The 17,524-nt window shown below is 50.9% G+C and carries 17 protein-coding genes; all 17 read left to right on the top strand.

Annotated features, from left to right (window positions below):
* Nucleotides 1–71 precede the first annotated feature (71 nt).
* The 17 genes from AC0L6S_RS12760 to AC0L6S_RS12680 all read left to right on the top strand — a co-directional run bounded on the left by AC0L6S_RS12760 (nucleotide 72) and on the right by AC0L6S_RS12680 (nucleotide 17,081).
* A complete protein-coding gene (locus tag AC0L6S_RS12760; protein WP_473424364.1) occupies nucleotides 72–575 on the top strand; it encodes a hypothetical protein in 504 nt (167 codons plus the stop codon).
* A 558-nt stretch (nucleotides 576–1,133) separates the two neighbouring features.
* The gene (locus tag AC0L6S_RS12755) at nucleotides 1,134–1,460 is read left to right on the top strand and encodes a type II toxin-antitoxin system RelE/ParE family toxin (RefSeq protein WP_473424363.1); all 327 of its coding nucleotides are present in this window, start codon (nucleotides 1,134–1,136) and stop codon (nucleotides 1,458–1,460) included.
* Nucleotides 1,461–1,465: 5 nt separating this feature from the next.
* Nucleotides 1,466–1,747, top strand: a complete 282-nt coding sequence (locus tag AC0L6S_RS12750; protein ID WP_473424362.1) for an addiction module antidote protein — start codon at nucleotides 1,466–1,468, stop codon at nucleotides 1,745–1,747.
* A 1,168-nt stretch (nucleotides 1,748–2,915) separates the two neighbouring features.
* Nucleotides 2,916–3,266 (top strand): hypothetical protein, encoded by a 351-nt coding sequence (locus AC0L6S_RS12745; RefSeq protein ID WP_473424361.1) that lies wholly within the window; start codon nucleotides 2,916–2,918, stop codon nucleotides 3,264–3,266.
* A gap of 1,737 nt (nucleotides 3,267–5,003) precedes the next feature.
* On the top strand, nucleotides 5,004–5,318 hold the full coding sequence (locus AC0L6S_RS12740; RefSeq protein ID WP_473424360.1) for a hypothetical protein: 315 nt from the start codon (nucleotides 5,004–5,006) through the stop codon (nucleotides 5,316–5,318).
* A 660-nt stretch (nucleotides 5,319–5,978) separates the two neighbouring features.
* Nucleotides 5,979–6,113, top strand: a complete 135-nt coding sequence (locus AC0L6S_RS12735; protein ID WP_473424359.1) for a hypothetical protein — start codon at nucleotides 5,979–5,981, stop codon at nucleotides 6,111–6,113.
* Nucleotides 6,114–6,233: 120 nt separating this feature from the next.
* Nucleotides 6,234–6,482, top strand: a complete 249-nt coding sequence (locus AC0L6S_RS12730; protein WP_473424358.1) for a hypothetical protein — start codon at nucleotides 6,234–6,236, stop codon at nucleotides 6,480–6,482.
* Between the two features lie 117 nt (nucleotides 6,483–6,599).
* A complete protein-coding gene (locus AC0L6S_RS12725; protein WP_473424357.1) occupies nucleotides 6,600–6,869 on the top strand; it encodes a hypothetical protein in 270 nt (89 codons plus the stop codon).
* 793 nt (nucleotides 6,870–7,662) lie between these two features.
* Complete coding sequence (locus tag AC0L6S_RS12720; protein WP_473424356.1) at nucleotides 7,663–8,205, top strand: hypothetical protein; 543 nt, start codon at nucleotides 7,663–7,665, stop codon at nucleotides 8,203–8,205.
* Nucleotides 8,206–8,263: 58 nt separating this feature from the next.
* A complete protein-coding gene (locus AC0L6S_RS12715; RefSeq protein WP_473424355.1) occupies nucleotides 8,264–8,605 on the top strand; it encodes a hypothetical protein in 342 nt (113 codons plus the stop codon).
* A 1,779-nt stretch (nucleotides 8,606–10,384) separates the two neighbouring features.
* Nucleotides 10,385–10,867 (top strand): hypothetical protein, encoded by a 483-nt coding sequence (locus AC0L6S_RS12710; protein WP_473424354.1) that lies wholly within the window; start codon nucleotides 10,385–10,387, stop codon nucleotides 10,865–10,867.
* An 833-nt stretch (nucleotides 10,868–11,700) separates the two neighbouring features.
* Nucleotides 11,701–12,156 carry a hypothetical protein gene (locus AC0L6S_RS12705; protein ID WP_473424353.1) on the top strand — a complete coding sequence of 152 codons (456 nt, stop codon included), beginning with the start codon at nucleotides 11,701–11,703 and terminating at the stop codon, nucleotides 12,154–12,156.
* A 414-nt stretch (nucleotides 12,157–12,570) separates the two neighbouring features.
* Entirely contained in the window at nucleotides 12,571–12,885 is a 315-nt protein-coding gene (locus tag AC0L6S_RS12700; RefSeq protein WP_473424352.1) for a DUF2489 domain-containing protein, read from the top strand.
* Nucleotides 12,886–13,672: 787 nt separating this feature from the next.
* Nucleotides 13,673–14,068, top strand: a complete 396-nt coding sequence (locus AC0L6S_RS12695) for a hypothetical protein (RefSeq protein WP_473424351.1) — start codon at nucleotides 13,673–13,675, stop codon at nucleotides 14,066–14,068.
* A gap of 84 nt (nucleotides 14,069–14,152) precedes the next feature.
* Entirely contained in the window at nucleotides 14,153–14,485 is a 333-nt protein-coding gene (locus AC0L6S_RS12690) for an Imm50 family immunity protein (protein ID WP_473424350.1), read from the top strand.
* Between the two features lie 84 nt (nucleotides 14,486–14,569).
* Nucleotides 14,570–14,899 carry a hypothetical protein gene (locus AC0L6S_RS12685; protein WP_473424349.1) on the top strand — a complete coding sequence of 110 codons (330 nt, stop codon included), beginning with the start codon at nucleotides 14,570–14,572 and terminating at the stop codon, nucleotides 14,897–14,899.
* 1,753 nt (nucleotides 14,900–16,652) lie between these two features.
* Nucleotides 16,653–17,081, top strand: a complete 429-nt coding sequence (locus AC0L6S_RS12680) for a hypothetical protein (protein ID WP_473424348.1) — start codon at nucleotides 16,653–16,655, stop codon at nucleotides 17,079–17,081.
* The last annotated feature ends 443 nt before the right edge of the window (nucleotides 17,082–17,524 follow it).

The raw sequence follows: 17,524 nt of genomic DNA, 5'->3' as shown, positions 1-17,524 counted from the left end.
CAAGGCAGCAAGGGCGCTTCGCGCCGGGACCGCTTAACAGCGGCCCCTGCTTGAAGCGTTAAGTGTTACCCATGGATCAGGCCACTGTAGCAATAATAATCAGCGTATTTTCAGTTTTGCTTGCAGCGCTAAGCCTTGGGTGGAACGTTTACCGGGATGTAGTGTTGAAGCCGAAGGTAGTTGTCACGATCGCCATCAAGAATATCGTGGGCGCTGGGATGGCACCGAGTCCGGATTACATCGGAATCTCGGCCACGAATCATGGCCCCGGGACCGTCAGGTTGAACGCAATTCTCCTTAAGGAGACTTCAATTGCCAAGAAACTGACGAAGAAGGAAAAGAATGCGTTTATTGTGCACGACTACGAGAATCCGTACTCCAGCAAACTGCCTCTAACACTCGAAGTGGGAGAACACGCCGACTATTTTTTCCCTTATGACGAAGAGTGTATGTTTAAAAGCCCTTTTACCCACATAGGAGTTAGTGATTCTTTCTCAAGGGTACATTGGGCACCAAAAAAGTCAGTCAAGAAGCTCAGGGGAAAATGGGTTCAGAAATTTGAAGAAAACACTTAACAAGAACCGGCAGTTCGGCCCTGCGGGCCCGGACGCCAAAACCGCTGCGCGGTTCCGCCGCCGCTGCGGTGAGCGTTAATGGGCCTCAAATGAGAAATGTGCCCACTCTAATAATTTCCACTCTTCTATTGATCGCTGTTGGTATGTCCTTCGTTGAGTTCCAGATGAATCTAGAAGGCGAAACGCTTTCAGAAAGAATTTGGCTTTTTTGGGGTTTTCTGAACGTCGTTCTTGTGGGCACCTGGGTCCTTTATGACAAAAAGTCCGGGAACTTCGATAAACCTTTCGATTTTGGCCTCTTTCTTTATCTCTTCCTGCCAGTGCTACTTCTCTATTACCTCTTACGAAGTAGGGGGCATGAAGGTCTAGTCACATATATGGGCTTCATCTCTATATACTTGCTGCCTGAATTCTTTGGTCTAATCTCTTATGCCTATTACTACTAATCGGCCCATTAACAAGCCAAGGCAGCAAGGGCGCTTCGCGCCGGGACCGCTTAACAGCGGCCCCTGCTTGAAGCGTTAAGCGGCCTTATCGACTATCGCGCGTGTTGCAGAAATGTATCTATATGGATACAATTCGTGGATGTATCAAGTTCAGCAGACAGATAACTTTGCAAAATGGCTTTCGAAACTGAAAGACCGAAGGGCAATTGCAAAGATATTGGTCCGAATTGAGTCTCTGCGGCAAGGAAATACTGGAGATTCAAAATCTTTGGGCTCCGGGTTGCATGAACTTAGAATACATTTTGGGCCAGGTTTTCGAATCTATTACACTCGCAAGTCTGGTTTGGTGGTTCTCCTTCTTTGCGGTGGAGACAAGTCGAGCCAAAGCAAGGACATAGCTCATGCTCGGAGAATGATGGCTGAACTAAGAGCGGAGTAAACGGCATGATCAAAATTACCGAGTTTGACCCTAGTGCGTATCTCGATAGTGAAGAAACCATCGCGGAGTATCTCTCCGCTGCACTTGAAGAAGACGATCCTGGTGTGTTCCTCGCCGCGATTGGTCATGTCGCCAAAGCGAGAGGCATGTCTGCCATCGCAGAGGAATCAGGCTTGGGTCGGGAAAGTCTATATAAGGCATTCGCGCCGGGCGCAAAGCCAAGGTATGAGACGGTGCAAAAAGTGCTTCATTCACTTGGTGTAAAGATCAATGTGTCGGCCGCTTAACAAGCACGTGAAAAGTGACGCGCTTACAGCGCGCACTTTACGTGGGCGTTACTGTGCAGCGTTCGCGAACATCTCAGGAGCTTGAGTAGCGTTGCTTTCGGCAAGCTTGTGGCTTGCGTCAGGTGGGTAGTCCACTTTCGAAATCGCAGGTAGTATTAGGTCCATCAGTTTCGTTCAGTCACGCTGTAGCAGGGAGGGCCACAAAACGTGCATCAGTTTTACCAGTCAGCTTCGTTCGCAAAGTTGCCTCCGCTAGCGCTCCGGCTTATTTCTTCGTTGGTGCATAATCAAGCCGCACCAGTAACAAGTACCGCCAGTGCGCCCCTAGCGGGGCCGGACGTCAAAACCGCTGCGCGGTTTCGCCGCCGCTGCGGTAAGCGTTACATGGCCTAATTCATGACTCACGACTCTGACAAAGATGACCTATCAATATTGCATCGAAAACTTCGTCGCAGAAACCTTGGGGCGTCCCTAATTATTTCTGGTCTACTCGGAGTAGTTGTCTCCTTTATCTACCCAGGAGTCCCTACTAGTGTTTTGTACGTTTCGCAGGCCATATTCGTGCTTGGGGTTATACTGGGGCTCTCGGTCGGGCACCCACGTTGCCCTCACTGCGGTAAACATTTCTTCATGCGGTGGCTCGGCCGCTTTCCGCTAGGCCCATCCAATATTTTGGCGGTAAAGTGTATGAATTGCGGCAGGGGTGCCAATGATCCGGCCATGTAACAAGTCAAGGCAGCAAGGGCGCTTCGCGCCGGGACCGCTTAACAGCGGCCCCTGCTTGAAGCGTTACTGTGCGGCGTTCACGAATATCTCGGTAGCTTGAGCAACACTGCTTTCGGTAAACTTCTAGCCAGCATCAAGCGGGTAGTCTGGTTTCGAGATCGCAGGTAGTATTAGGTCCATCAGTTTCGTTCAGTCACGCTGTAGCAGGGAGAGCCACAAAACGTGCATTTGTCTTACCAGTCAGCCTCGTTCGTATTATTGCCTCCGCTAGCGCTCCGGCTTGTTTCTTCGTTGGTGCATCATCAAGCCGCACCAGTAACAAGTACCGCCAGTGCGCCCCTGGCGGGGCCGGACGTCAAAACCGCTGCGCGGTTTCGCCGCCGCTGCGGTAAGCGTTATGTTTCAGGAGAGTAAGTTGCATCTAGGTGCTTGGGATACCGCAATGTTAAAGAGTATTGCCTTAGTAGGCGTACTTTTCGTTTTCTATTTTTCCATAGAACTGGGCGCTCCAGTTTCTGCTAAAGATTTTTTTGGTTTGCTGACTTCTCTCATTCTTTTTGTATCAGTCTATCTACTATTCTCGTTTGTAGGCTGGCTAATTGTCGGAATCCCTGCACATTGGGTCATTTGCAAATACACAGACGGCAGCTATTTCACGTACCTTCTGGCCGCAGCAGTTTTTTCGGTCGTTGTATTAGTGGCTACCAATTTGGTATCGGCTGCATTCTTTGGCATAGTTGCTTCATTACAGATATTGGTTTTTAAATACTATGTTTCCAAGCGAAAAACATAACAAGAAGCGGCAATGCGCCCCTGCGGGGCCGGACGTCCAAACCGCTGCGCGGTTTCGCCGCCGTTGCGCTAAGCGTTAAGTGGCTTAGTTCTGAGCAAGACTGCATACATAGTAGTTTTGATATTGCTCAGTCAATTGGCAGGAGTACTAGCGTTGCTCATCTTCGAAACCAAGGTCTACGAGGGTGAGGCCGCTATAGGAGCAGCCTATGTTTGGCTCTTTTCAGTTCCGGCCAGCTTGGTTACTGCGTTGCCTCTTGGTCTTTTTACATATCAGAAATATATATGCTCTGAGAACGTTCGTAGCCAGGCAGGATTACTTGTTTTTGTCGTTGCTGTCATTCTGCTTCTTTCCCCTATACTAACAGTAGGCTTTATTCGTCCAATGTGGTATTTGCGTATATGCGAGTAGAAATGCCACTTAACAAAGGCGGGCAATTCGCTCCCTTCGGTCGCCGGACCGCGCTACAGCGCGTCCGTTGCCGCAGGCGTTAGAGAGACTTCTATGAGATCCGTGCTAGCTCTGATGCTCGCTATTTTGTCGTTTGAGGCCAGTACTCAAGACTTGGAGTATTGCCCGCTACTAGAGGATAGGATAGCTCCCGAAATCGAATCCAGCACTCGCTTTTGCTTTGGCAATAAAGATTATATGGATACGCTTGCAACTAGACTTACTGAAGCAAAAATTCCCTATGTAATTCATACTAATCGGGACATCGAAATTCGCTCAGAGTATAAAGAAAGAGCGTATGAAATAGGGAAGTCATTGCTAGAAGAAATTAATTACAACCAAAGGGGCCGGGTTGGCCAGTCTCTCTAACAAGCACCGCCAGTACGCCCCTTCGGGGCCGGACATCAAAACCGCTACGCGGTTTCGCCGCCGCTGCGGTGAGCGTTAACAGTACCGAATATGATACGTGCTAATTCCTATATCCTGGTCGTTTTGTTGCTTCTTTGCGGGGGAGTAGCAGGAGTCGAGATTGCGCTTAATCTGAAAGAAGAGACGGTATCTGCATCCACCGACCTGGCTTGGGCCTTCTTCTTCGTTATCCTAGTGAGCATGTGGGTTCAAAGAGATTCACAAGGCAAGAACTTCGAAAGGCCATTCGATTTTGGTTTCTTCCTTTATCTATTTTTACCTGCTCTACTAATCTACTATTTGGTTCGTACACGTGGTTTTGAGGGGGTAGTAACATATCTCGGGTTTCTCTTCATTTATTGGCTTCCGTGGCTCTCTGGTTGGGTTGCTTATGCCTACTTTAGCTAGCGGTACTGTTAACAAGCAGCGCCAGTACGCACGCTACGCGTGCAGGACGGCCTGCTGTGCAGTCCGCCTCTGCGCTGGGCGTTAAGCAGCCCGAGATCGAGCATGGAAGCCAACAGCATACTATTTGATACCTTGGTAACGAATCTTCCGGCATTCGTAGTTTTAGTCATCGGGTTTGTTCTATTACGAGGCAGGCCAGGCTCGGGGCTATTTCTAGTAGGCCTAGTAATAATACTCCTCAGCGGCCTTTTAGCACTTCCAGTGACAAATTGGCTTTGGGAACATTATTCAGAGTTCATGAGCAATTCCCGTCGAGGTACGGTTCTAGTGGTACTAGCATTTGGGCTAGTTCACGCATCTGGCCTACTATGCTGTGTAGTTGCATATCGCAGAGGTTATCGGGATGCTTAACAAGAACGGCCAGCTGGGACAGCCACACAGTGGCTGCCTCTGCCGTAGGCGTTATACGTCATGAATCGACTAGATCTTCCTCTGAAATGGCATGCCTATCAGATTGCCGCGATCAATATTGGTGAGGCGGAAGTAAGGGCAGCGTTGGGTGACCCCCATTATATTGAAACAGATACACTAGCCACGTTCGGTGGCCACGAGCCGTTATGGGCATATGAAACTGATGGAAATGAATTCGCCATCATTTGTCGGAGCCCGGTGTGTGAAACAAACATCTATTCCCGCGAGCCACAAAACGAAGAGGTTATCCTAAAGGTTCAAGGCATCTTTAATGGCATTCATGTCGAGGTTTACGATGAGCCAATTCAAATCTAAGTGTGCACGTATAACAAGTACCGCCAGTGCGCCCCTATTGGGGCCGGACGGTCAAACCGCTGCGCGGTTCGCCCGCCGCTGCGGTAAGCGTTACTGAGCGGCGTTCGCGAACATCTCGGAAGTGCTGAGTAGCGCCGCCTTCGGCAAGTTTTTAGTCCGCATCAGGTGGGTAGTCCACTTTCGAAATCGCAGGTAGTATTAGGTCCATCAGTTTCGTTCAGTCACGCTGTAGCAGGGAGGGCCACAAAACGTGCATCAGTTTTACCAGTCAGCTTCGTTCGCAAGGTTGCCTCCGCTAGCGCTCCGGCCTATTTCTTCGTTGGCGCATCATCAAGCCGCACCAGTAACAAGTACCGCCAGTGCGCCCCTGGCGGGGCCGGACGTCAAAACCGCTGCGCGGTTTCGCCGCCGCTGCGGTAAGCGTTAATTAGCCCTATGTCGTACTCCGAAGAAACAGTAACGCTATATCGTCCAACAGGACCTGAAGAGTTGAAGCTTGTGCAGGATTCAGGGAACTTACGCTGGCCCAAAAGGCTTCCAGGGCAGCCCATATTCTATCCTGTAACAAACGAACTATATGCAATTGAAATTGCGTCTCAGTGGAATATAAAAGATAGCGGCGTAGGCTACGTTACTAAATTCAACGTAAAGCGTTCGTTCATGGATCGCTACGAGATCCAGACGGTCGGCGCATCGCATCATACTGAGTGGTGGATCCCGGACGGTGAACTTGAGGAACTCAATGATAATATCGTAGGCAAAATAGAGGTCATCGGTGAGTACCGGGCCAATTAACAAGCGCGGGCAGTACGCCCCTGCGGGGCCGGACGGCAAAACCGCTGCGCGGTTTAGCCGCCGCTGCCACAGGCGTTATATGACCTAGCCGTCATCGAACAACAAGGAAGGGGAAGATACATGGACGAAGAAGCGAAAAAAGCCAAGCATGAGCGCAGTATGGACTGGGTTGCAGTATCCATAATATTCATTCTGATCGGAATGTGTGGTTACGTTGGATACAAGGCATTGAACTTTGATACAGCCCACGATAAAAATATACCCGAAGCCTTAGATGCATCATTCCACTGGGCTAAGGCTTTCGTTACAACAATAGCCGGTATTGCTGTTGGCTTTCTTGCGAGGAGAAAGCGTGATACTGAAAAATAGAGCTTCAAAGCATATAACAAGTCAAGGCAGCAAGGGCGCTTCGCGCCGGGACCGCTTAACAGCGGCCCCTGCTTGAAGCGTTATGTGCCTTAGAGAGTAAGAAGAAAGCCGATATCTATGAATGATGAACCGAAACTAGAGCTATCTTCTCTGTCCCAGGAAATATCGAGCGGCGGCAGGACTGTAAATGTCGAAATATATCGATTAGAAGGAGGCACGGGTTGGGTGCTAGAAGTCGTCGATGAATTCAATAATTCGACCGTATGGGATGATATGTTTGAATCTGATTCAGCGGCATTAACAGAGGCCAAAAAGACTATCCTCGCCGAGCGTGTAGATTCTCTTATAGGTCCAGCAGATGGAAAAGGCGATGGTAAGTGGCGGTAAGCACATAACAAAGCCGGGCACGCCGCGCACTTCGTGCGCTGGACTCGCTACACTGCGTTCCGCTCGCCTGTGCCGGCGGCGTTAAAGAGCACAATGAACATCGCGCTAGGATTCCTTGGTATCTTTCTTATAGCCATCAATACAGTGGTGCTTTGGTATTTCTATAATCTTACTTTGGCAGCCTGGGGGCGAGATGGTGCACGCAAGAGTTTTGTTTCCCTATGTAAAACCCCACTAGGCCAAATTTCCTTACCATATTTGAAATGGGGCGGTATTTTCGTACTTTTTGGAGCCACATATCAATGGCTGGTTTTGGTGGCATATTATGTGGCTGGTATCGCAATAGTAATTGGTCCGGGTAGAAGTGCTATTTAACAAGTTGCTCAAATTCGTTCCGGCCCTGCGGGCCTCCACCGGACAGCCAAACCTGCGGTTCGGCTGCCGTTTAGCAAGGCGTTATGTGGCCTTGTCATGAGTCGGATATCTAAGCAACGTAAAAACACTGGCCAAAGTGCTCTGCCTTGGTGGAAGATCAAGCAGAATTGGATCGCCATAGCTGTTTTCTCTGCTTTGCTCATTTTTCTGTTTATTGCTGCCATGGGCGGGAATATCGGCAGCGGATCTAGTGCAAGAATAACTGGCGGGGCAAGTTTTTAATGTGCGGTGTATCTGTTATCGAGCGAGTGCGGCCACATAACAAGTACCGGCAGTACGCCCCTACGGGGCCGGACGCCAAAACCGCTGCGCGGTTTCCGCGCCGCTGCTGCAAGCGTTACATTTCTTCGGAGAAAATTTGAACTATTTGAAATACCTAGTCATTTCGATTGTCTGCGGGGCAGGACTGGTTCTGGGCGGTCTTCTCGCGGCAGTATCCTTTCCGGAACTTATGCAAAGGTCATACACTGAGACAGACAACGAAGATCGCATCAAGACAACTGAGTCCCGAATTGGAGTTTCATGTGTGGAACTTCACCAGGAAGCGATGGATTTCGTGGTAAGCGACATAGAAGAGGTCATCATGAGAGCACAGGACGGCATAGCTAGAGTAAAACTGCTATCTGACTCTCAAAGACGATTTATTGCAAGAATGAAGACGCCGCTTTTTGACTGTAGTCTGTTGGAAGATAGCGCCTCCGATCTTGGCTACGACTGGCCAAGGTTTGATCAAATCGCATTTTTCTTTGGCGCATTGCTAAACATCTACAATAAAGAGAATGGCGTAGAAGACATTAGCGAAGGCGAGGCTTACTTGCTATTGAATGACTATCAAAATGTAACAAGGCAAGGCAGCAAGGGCGCTTCGCGCCGGGACGCCGTAACCGGCGCCCCTGCTTGAAGCGTTAGGCAGCCCTGGAAGTTTGACCCAGCGTAATTCGAAAAAAGGTAAACTTATAATGAACAAACTGAGACTTATCCTTGCAGCCATTTTCATCGCAATCTCCGTGTATACGATCATCACTTTTTCGGAACATGGCTGGAACCTGTTCGCGGTATTCTTCGGAGATATGGCGGCAATGGGATGGCCAGGGCAGTTCAATTTCGATTTTATGTGCTTTCTTATTCTTTCTGGTTTGTGGGTATCTTGGCGCCATCACTTCTCTGTATTAGGGCTATTATTTGGTCTGTTTGCCTTTCTGGGCGGGGCTCTGTTTCTTAGCGCTTATCTCTTTATAAATAGTTATAAAGTTAACGGAGATTTGAATGCCCTACTGCTTGGAGCCCAGCGTGCAGCCTAACAAAAACCGGCTGTGCGCCCCTTCGGGGCCGGACGCAAAAACCGCTGCGCGGTTTCCGCGCCGCAGCGGTAGGCGTTACTGTGCGGCGTTCACGAACATCTCGGGGGCTTGAGCAACGCTGCTTCCGGTAAACTTCTAGCCAGCATCAAGCGGGTAGTCTGGTTTCAAAATCGCAGGTAGTATTAGGATCATCAGTTTCGTTCAGTCACGCTGTAGCAGGGAGAGCCACAAAACGTGCATTTACTTTGCCAGTCAGCTTCGTTCGCAAGGTTGCCTCCGCTAGCGCTCCGGTCTATTTCTTCGTTGGCGCATCATCAAGCCGCACCAGTAACAAGTACCGCCAGTACGCCCCTGGCGGGGCCGGACGTCAAAACCGCTGCGCGGTTTCGCCGCCGCTGCGGCAAGCGTTACTGTGCGGCGTTCACGAACATCTCGGGGGCTTGAGCAACGCTGCTTCCGGTAAACTTCTAGCCAGCATCAAGCGGGTAGTCTGGTTTCAAAATCGCAGGTAGTATTAGGATCATCAGTTTCGTTCAGTCACGCTGTAGCAGGGAGAGCCACAAAACGTGCATTTACTTTGCCAGTCAGCTTCGTTCGCAAGGTTGCCTCCGCTAGCGCTCCGGTCTATTTCTTCGTTGGCGCATCATCAAGCCGCACCAGTAACAAGTACCGCCAGTACGCCCCTGGCGGGGCCGGACGTCAAAACCGCTGCGCGGTTTCGCCGCCGCTGCGGCAAGCGTTACTGTGCGGCGTTCACGAACATCTCGGGGGCTTGAGCAACGCTGCTTCCGGTAAACTTCTAGCCAGCATCAAGCGGGTAGTCTGGTTTCAAAATCGCAGGTAGTATTAGGATCATCTGTTTCGTTCAGTCACGCTGTAGCAGGGAGAACTACAAAACGTGCATTTGCTTTGCCAGTCAGCTTCGTTCGCAAGGTTGCCTCCGCTAGCGCTCCGGTCTATTTCTTCGTTGGCGCATCATCAAGCCGCACCAGTAACAAGTACCGCCAGTACGCCCCTGGCGGGGCCGGACGTCAAAACCGCTGCGCGGTTTCGCCGCCGCTGCGGCAAGCGTTACTGTGCGGCGTTCACGAATATCTCGGTAGCTTGAGCAACACTGCTTTCGGTAAACTTCTAGCCAGCATCAAGCGGGTAGTCTGGTTTCGAGATCGCAGGTAGTATTAGGTCCATCAGTTTCGTTCAGTCACGCTGTAGCAGGGAGAGCCACAAAACGTGCATTTGTCTTACCCGTCAGCCTCGTTCGTATTGTTGCCTCCGCTAGTGCTCCGGCTTGTTTCTTCGTTGGTGCATCATCAAGCCGCACCAGTAACAAGTACCGCCAGTGCGCCCCTGGCGGGGCCGGACGTCAAAACCGCTGCGCGGTTTCGCCGCCGCTGCGGTAAGCGTTATAGGGCCTTCGGGTAGAATCTCGATGAATTCCGTGGAAGTCATCTTTCAACTGGCATTTGTGGTTTGGCTAATTCTCTACGTCAATTTTGCATGGCAGCAGGGGACAGATCAGGGCCCAGGCTACTTCAAGATGCTCTTTCCCTTACTATTATTCTGGGGTGTCATCTGGCCTGAATCCGCAGAGCCTAAAAGGTGGGTTTTCATGCTTTCACTTTTGGCGCTTGTTGGCGCCTATGGACTAGCTTTTGGGGTTGGGTTTGTTCAGGCCCAATAACAAGTACCGCCAGTACGCCCCTTCGGGGCCGGACGGTCAAACCGCTGCGCGGCTCGCCCGCCGCTGCGGTAAGCGTTAGGTGTCATTGAGGTAATGGAATGAATTGGGATGCGATCGCAGCGATCGGAGAAGTCGTAGGGGCCGCGGCGGTAGTGATCTCGCTGATCTATCTGGCCACTCAGGTTTTAGTTAGCAACCGATTGGCAAGGGCGGAAGCATGGCGTGTTCCGAATAGTGACCTAAATTCAATAAACGCCACTTTTGCAACTGACATTGTCTTCCGCGACGCGATGAATAAGGTCTTCTCTGAGAATGCGGGGCGGGCGGATCTGGATATAGATAAGTGCGTCATTCTTGATATGTACCTTATATCTGTTCTGAACATTTATGAGCAGATATACAGGGAAATACGCGAAGGCACTTTGAGAGAAGAGGCGATACAGGATTTTGGCGCCCGTTCAATGTTGAGTATGCAGTATTTTGAGGATAGCTGGCCAAATTATAAACGATCTCTGGGTCCCTCTTTTGTTACATACTTTGAAGAGAACGTGATGCAAGGTGTTACGTATGCTGACACCTAACAAGTCAAGGCAGCAAGGGCGCGTCGCGCCGGGACGGCCTACCGGCCGCCCCTGCTTGAAGCGTTATGCAGACTAGTCACTTACAGTCTCTGGCCTATGGGTTTGTGGCGGTAGCATTGACAGCGATCAGTAACTATTGGGGTTTGTACGTGTCTCTAGTGATAGTTTTTTTCTCTGGTTTGATCACGGCTCTACAAAGGATTCGAGATTTTTGGCTGTTTCATCTTGGTGTTATTCTTGGATTCCTAGTGGTCGTGATTCCACTAGGAGCTTTCATGGACAGCTACCCCGAAGCTATCATACTGGGGCCGGTCTTAGGCTTCAGTATTTTGGTCACAGCATTAGCAGGATATATGTTCGGAGCTACGGCTAGAATTGCTATAGGGGGTTTCGGTGGAAGGTCTGCATAACAAGTACCGCCAGTGCGCCCCTGCGGGGCCGGACGTCAAAACCGCTGCGCGGTTTCGTCGCCGCTGCGGTAAGCGTTACTGTGCGGCGTTCACGAACATCTCGGGGGCTTGAGCAACGCTGCTTCCGGTAAACTTCTAGCCAGCATCAAGCGGGTAGTCTGGTTTCGATATCGCAGGTAGTATTAGGGGCATCAGTTTCGTTCAGTCACGCTGTAGCAGGGAGAGCCACAAAACGTGCATTTGCTTTGCCAGTCAGCTTCGTTCGCAAGGTTGCCTCCGCTAGCGCTCCGGTCTATTTCTTCGTTGGCGCATCATCAAGCCGCACCAGTAACAAGTACCGCCAGTACGCCCCTGGCGGGGCCGGACGTCAAAACCGCTGCGCGGTTTCGCCGCCGCTGCGGCAAGCGTTAGGTGGACTAAGCTGTGACTCGCAAGAACGTCTGTGCTAAATGCAATTCTAAAGATCTGGAATGCGAGAGTGGTTGGCCCGACTTCGTGTCAGTGCTTCCGGTCAAATGCCTGAACTGTGGCTACGAGATGCAGCATTCGCCGATAGCCAAATATCTTTTTTTTGCTGCTATCTGTGCGCTGTGCGTTGGCATTGTCATTGGCCCCCTCGAATATTGGTTTGCGCTATTTCTCCTTCTACTTGTTCTTTTCGGTTTTTTGGTCAATTTTGGCCAATTCAAAGAATACGAGTACCCTGCAAAAGCAAAAATTGCCAGACAAGGCATATTACTTAACATAGTTCTTTCGTTTATGGCTGGTTCTTATCTATACATAGATGGGTTAAGTTTGTTGTCTGGAATAATACTAATTTGGGTGCTGGGGCTCTGGCTGTATGGTATCTGGCGCTATGCTAATTCGACGTCCACCTAACAAATACCGGCTGTGCGCCCCTTCGGGGCCGGACGCAAAAACCGCTGCGCGGTTTCCGCGCCGCAGCGGTAAGCGTTATGTGTCCTTCGATATGAGTCCTCACGAATGAATTGGAGTGTGATCTATAAGATCTCTTTCGCTTGGCTATGCGTCGCCACAGCGATACTCCTCTACAACACCTACCTCATGTGGTTCGCCGATACCCGCCTAGAGTGGCTTCAGCCAGATCATCGCTTAAAAACTGGGCTGCTCGTTTTTCCGGCTCTTGCGGTATTCTATTGGGCGCGTTTTAAAGTCGGGAGGGCTCGTGCCAACCAGGACACATAACAAGTGCCGGCAGTGCGCCCCTTCGGGGCCGGACGCCCAAACCGCTGCGCGGTTCGTGCGCCGCTGCTGCAAGCGTTAAGTGTCCGAATGAGCGTCGAGGAAGCACGTGATATTGCAGCGGCAATCCTATCCGGAGAACTTGAAATAGGAGCTGGCGCCACTAAGCTTTACTATTTGGCAGAGAAGGTAACTGGAGACCAGTATCACCCGGACTTTATTGCATTCATGAATCTAGATGACCGGATATCTCATATACCAGTCGGTAACGTCCGCGAGCTCTGGTCAGAAGCCGGTCTTGCCAGGATGGATGCAGAAAGAGAGAAAATTGTGGAGCAAGAAACATCATGGGTAATCGATGCCTGCCAACACATAGTAAGCGTATATCGTAGTGAAAACACTTAACAAGCACCGCCAATGCGCCCCTACGGGGCCGGACAACAAAACCGCTGCGCGGTTTCGTCGCCGTTGCGGTGAGCGTTATGTGTACTAGAGCGCGGGCATGATTTGGCAATACTTGATACTTGTACCCTGGCTTATTGTTCTGCCACTCGGTTTTGTTTTGTTACTCAGACGTAACTATCGCTCAAATTCTAGTCTATGCTTATCGTGCGGAGCGCAACTCCAAGAAATGGCTATCTGCCAACGTTGCGCAGGGGCCACCAGTTCATCGCGTATTCGAGCATGTATGGCTGTTGTTTTTATTGTGTGGGTTTTCGCCAGTTTGGCCGTTTTTCGACATATGGCTCTTTCATGAAGCATCGTACACATAACAAGACGCTGTTAGCGCAGGCTACGCCTGCTGGGACGGCCTACTGCGTAGTCCGCCCCAAAGCTGGGCGTTACTGTGCGGCGTTCACGAATATCTCGGTAGCTTGAGCAACACTGCTTTCGGTAAACTTCTAGCCAGCATCAAGCGGGTAGTCTGGTTTCGAGATCGCAGGTAGTATTAGGTCCATCAGTTTCGTTCAGTCACGCTGTAGCAGGGAGAGCCACAAAACGTGCATTTGTCTTACCCGTCAGCCTCGTTCGTATTGTTGCCTCCGCTAGCGCTCCGGCTTGTTTCTTCGTTGGTGCATCATCAAGCCGCACCAGTAACAAATACCGCCAGTGCGCCCCTGGCGGGGCCGGACGTCAAAACCGCTGCGCGGTTTCGCCGCCGCTGCGGTAAGCGTTATAGCGCAGGAGCGACATGAGGCATTTCATTCAATATCACAATAGTGAGGAAATGGGCTTTTCAGCATCTGATATGGCCGAGCCCTATATCCACACGAATAAATCTGTCCGTAATCTCTCTTCAAATCTAGTCTGGATAATCAGTGGGGAAGGGGGTAGCCCCAAAGATTTCTATTTGGCAGGTGTATTTAGAGTTAAACGTGTTGCCGCTGATACATACGATCACCCTGGCTTCAAAAACTCCGCTTACGGTGACGGCCATATAATTGGCGAAACCATCCTGCTAAATGGCGAGGCTTGGTTCGAAAGCTTGAAAGCTAGTTTGGGCAACTTCAGAAATGGCCTATCCGAAATTACTGATCCGGACGTCATTTCCTCAATTCGAGCAAAGGCAGGCTCATATGCGCTATAACAAGGGCGGGCAATTCGTTCGCTGCGCTCACCGGACGGCCTTTCAGGCCGCCCGTTGCCGCAGGCGTTACGTGGCTAGGCGCACATGATTCAAAACTCAGAGGCTGTAGTAAAACACTTTGGGTATTGGCCTCAGTTTTGCGACGGAAAAATTCGCCGCTTCTCTTTTGAGAAGGCCGGAAGTATCGGGCTCACGATCTCCTACATTGACTCTGATAAAGACAAACGTGCTGTTGTGGAAATACAGTTTACTGGCGCGTACGATGTTGATATCCACGACCTATTCACAGAAAACGTAATCGACAAATTGAGTATCGGTGCTGATACATTGCCAATTCAAATTGAGATCGAAGCCTGCTGTGGGCTGCGTGGCACGTTCTCCTGTGAAACGGTGGAGGTTCTCAATGTCACCACGTAACAAGTACCGCCAGTACGCCCCTGCGGGGCCGGACAGACAAACCGCTGCGCGGTTCGCCCGCCGCTGCGGCAAGCGTTATGTGCCATGAGCCTCCGACAATCAATAATCGATGAAATTGATCTACTTGCACACCCGAGCAAGCAGCTGCAATACGAGAAGGATGTACCGAGCGCAGATGTCTATGCTGAGTTACTGTGCGGTTTCTGCGATGATCTCTATCATCCAAAATCTGAAGAGATGTTGTCTCAATTCACTGAAGATGAACTTAAGGGACTTGCGCATCTTTACGGTTTACTACGAGAGGCTGTTGGTCTAAAAACCCACAGTGTCATAGAGCTGGTGAAGCACCCAAAATGGCGTGCTATGGTTGCGGTGGCTAAGGAGCTGAATGCGTACTATGCGAGCAGCACATAACAAAAACCGGCAGTGCGGCCCTGCGGGCCCGGACGCCAAAACCGCTGCGCGGTTTCGCCGCCGCTGCGGTTGGCGTTATATTGCCGATGATTGAAATTTCGAAATCGGAAGAATCGGCCAAATTTCTTCCTGCTTGGGCGTATTTGAGCTCTTTGCTCGTTGTAGTTTTATGTTTCAGTGGCATGCTATGGTTTGAGTCACGAGAGAACGACAGCGGTTGGCTTCAGTATATTCTGATAGCTCCTTTATACCTGTCTCTACAAATACTTGGTGAGGCTCTACTAGGTGTCTTCTGCGAGTCTGGGTCATGGCTGGCTAAGTTAATTCCAATTGCAGTGATTATAGCGTTCTATGCAATATAACAAAAACCGGCAGTACGCCCCTTCGGGGCCGGACGTCAAAACCGCTGCGCGGTTTCGCCGCCGCTGCGGCAAGCGTTACTGAGCGGCGTTCGCGAACATCTCAGTGGCCTGAGTAGCGCCGCTTTTGGCAAGCTTTTAGTCCGCATCAGGTGGGTAGTCCACTTTCGAAATCGCAGGTAGTATTAGGTCCATCAGTTTCGTTCAGTCACGCTGTAGCAGGGAGGCCAACAAAACGTGCATTCGCTTTACCAGTCAGCTTCGTTCGTATTGTTGCCTCCGCTAGCGCTCCGGCCTATTTCTTCGTTGGCGCATCATCAAGCCGCACCAGTAACAAGTAGCGGCAATGCGCCCCTGGCGGGGCCGGACGTCAAAACCGCTGCGCGGTTTCGTCGCCGTTGCGCTAGGCGTTCTGTGCACCGAATCGAATATCGCGAGGAGTTCTGATGGTCACACCGTATATCGTTGCTTTGTTCTGGATTATTTGCGGCGGCATCGCTTGGCGGATTGCTACAAACCGTAATGGAAGCGGGCCACTATGGGCGGTGATCGGCCAGGTGTTTGGGCCTTTTTCTATCCCGTTCGCATTCTTGGCCAAATCGCAGGCATCGTAGATGTTTAGTCCTTGCCGGTTCGGTGCACAGAACAAGTACGGGCAGTACGCTCCCTTCGGTCGCCGGACCGCGCTACAGCGCGTCCGCTGCCGCAGGCGTTACTGTGCGGCGTTCACGAACATCTCGGGGGCTTGAGCAACGCTGCTTCCGGTAAACTTCTAGCCAGCATCAAGCGGGTAGTCTGGTTTCGATATCGCAGGTAGTATTAGGGGCATCAGTTTCGTTCAGTCACGCTGTAGCAGGGAGAGCCACAAAACGTGCATTTGCTTTGCCAGTCAGCTTCGTTCGCAAGGTTGCCTCCGCTAGCGCTCCGGTCTATTTCTTCGTTGGCGCATCATCAAGCCGCACCAGTAACAAGTACCGCCAGTACGCCCCTGGCGGGGCCGGACGTCAAAACCGCTGCGCGGTTTCGCCGCCGCTGCGGCAAGCGTTACTGTGCAGCGTTCACGAACATCTCAGTGTCCTGAGTGGCGCCGTTTTTGGCAAGCTTTTAGTCCGCATCAGGTGGGTAGTCCACTTTCGAAATCGCAGGTAGTATTAGGTCCATCAGTTTCGTTCAGTCACGCTGTAGCAGGGAGAGCGACAAAACGTGCATTTGTCTTACCAGTCAGCCTCGTTCGTATTGTTGCCTCCGCTAGCGCTCCGGCCTATTTCTTCGTTGGTGCATCATCAAGCCGCACCAGTAACAAGTACCGCCAGTACGCCCCTGGCGGGGCCGGACGTCAAAACCGCTGCGCGGTTTCGCCGCCGCTGCGGTAAGCGTTATGTGAGAGCGAGCTCATGATGCGATACATAGTCTTTTTTGTGATTTTCTCGGCGCAAGCAAATGCGACTCAAGACTTGTGCTACCAACAAGGTGCAGATGTGCCACATACTTTTAATCAGACTATGGATCAATCTTTATACTCTGTGACATTAAACGATAACGGAAATGAAGATCCAGCCGAAGTCTTGATTTCAGTTCCCCTAGAGTATCAAGCAATTCCCATTGCAGGTATTACTGTTCAACTTGGCGGCTACAATGGTTTCTCAACTGACATCGCAATCACGAAGAATGCTGGCAATGCTCTCGGAGGCTTCTATATTTCCAAATCGAATCTTTCAAATGCAAAGGTACTCGCAAATTACAGATCAACAAAGCCATGCTACGACATTCAAATTACTACGGAGTTCGTAAGCTACAATGTGCCACTTACACATAACAAATAGCGGCTGTTCGCCCCTCGCGGGGCCGGACACAAAAACCGCTGCGCGGTTTCCGTGCCGCAGCGCAAGGCGTTATGCGCCTTAATCAGCAATGATCTACGTAGAGGAAAAGGATTTTTCTAGACAGCTAGATCTGCTGCGCTATTTGTCGGGTCTCCATCGTCTCATCGTATGCTCCTGGCTCTATCCTGAATCTACATCAACTAATGTCGCAGGCTTCCCTATCAATAATGCGCCATCAAATTTGCAACCAACCACGATATACGGCAACGGTATCAGACCACGCCACACCGAGCCCGTGGAGGCAACCGCGCCGAATATCACGGCCTTTGAAGAGGCGGCATCAGATATAGCTGCAAACTGTGATAGCCTCGCCCTATACGGAGAGGGTGAGGAATCATGGTTCGCCGCAACCATCGGACATGAGGGTATGTGCTTAGTGCAAG

This window comes from Halioglobus sp. D3-4 (assembly GCF_055809315.1).
Note: the sequence above shows the minus strand (reverse complement) of the source record. Positions and strands in the feature narration are given on the sequence as shown.